General features: G+C 40.4%; 1 pseudogene. It reads right to left on the minus strand.

Features of this window, described 5'->3' with window-relative positions:
- Window positions 1-243, minus strand: a pseudogene (locus tag FJR05_RS11000) (hypothetical protein); the annotation flags it as partial.
- Between the last annotated feature and the right edge of the window lie 126 nt (window positions 244-369).

Consider the following 369-nt stretch of genomic DNA (forward strand, 5'->3'; position numbering starts at 1 on the left):
ATCCCTGTTACTTCCTAATTCCTTTTTAGTGGGGGAGTGTGAACAGTTACTTTTATTCAGCCTTTCCGCTATCTCAGCGGGGCTGTAACCACAAAGTAACCCACGTAAATGTAGTTTCTCAACAGGTGTGAGCCGTTTACCCTTAGCAGATGCGATATCTGTGTATAGGGTTTCTAAATCCCAGTAGTTCGTGGCTTGAACAAAGCGTTCTTCAGTAGATGCCATTGTCAACATTGTGTACATAAAATTTACTAATCTTATACTAGCCTAACTTCTAATATTGGCTAGTACACACCTAAATTCCGCAATGATAGTCTAGTGGTCTGTCAAGCAAAAAATTGTGAATTTGAGAGAGAATAGGGGGGCTAT

The organism is Dolichospermum sp. UHCC 0259, from assembly GCF_009711935.1.
Classification (GTDB): domain Bacteria; phylum Cyanobacteriota; class Cyanobacteriia; order Cyanobacteriales; family Nostocaceae; genus Dolichospermum.